Raw genomic sequence first — 504 nt, 5'->3', positions numbered from 1 at the left:
TCTAGCATTACAGTTGTAATTTTTTCTTGAGATGGGCTTTGCGCGCAGTTGCCTGATGAGCCCTGCGCCAGAACGACCATGCGAGGACGCGGGCGTGCGGGATGCGCCGCTGGGCGAGCTTCATGGCGATGCGGCGGATTTCCTGGATCGACCAGCGGATCAAGAACGATGCGTCGGTCGCGGCCGCGGTCGCGTTTTTTTGAGCAAGGGCCCGGTGTTGGCCCGATGACGGATGACGGCCATCATGGCGAAGGCAAGCATGACGAGTGAGACATGGCGATGCCAGCCATGCCAGGAGCGGGTTTCGTTGTGATCAAGGCCGAGCTCGTTCTTGGCGGTTTCGAAGCTGTCCTCGATGGCCCAGCGATGGCCTTCCACCGATACCAGCTTCTGCATGGAGGTGCCCTTGGGGCACCATGTGGAGAAAAAGGCCAAGCTGTCGTCGGCGATGTTGCGGCGGATCAGAAGACCCCGCGTCCATTCCCCGGCAAGGTCGTCGTTGTA

Annotated in this window: 2 protein-coding genes; both read right to left on the bottom strand. The window is 60.5% G+C overall.

Annotated features, from left to right (window positions below; translation table 11 throughout):
- Positions 1 to 7 precede the first annotated feature (7 nt).
- Positions 8 to 163: a hypothetical protein gene (locus tag CWO89_RS46730; RefSeq protein ID WP_165421640.1), complete on the bottom strand. Its 156-nt coding sequence runs from the start codon at positions 161 to 163 to the stop codon at positions 8 to 10.
- A partial coding sequence (locus tag CWO89_RS45130; RefSeq protein ID WP_165421639.1) for a transposase occupies positions 160 to 504 on the bottom strand: 345 nt, incomplete at its 5' end. The genes CWO89_RS46730 and CWO89_RS45130, both read right to left, overlap by 4 nt.

The organism is Bradyrhizobium sp. Leo170 (assembly GCF_004296405.1).
Lineage (GTDB): Bacteria > Pseudomonadota > Alphaproteobacteria > Rhizobiales > Xanthobacteraceae > Bradyrhizobium.
This window is presented reverse-complemented; position numbering and strand designations above follow the sequence as displayed.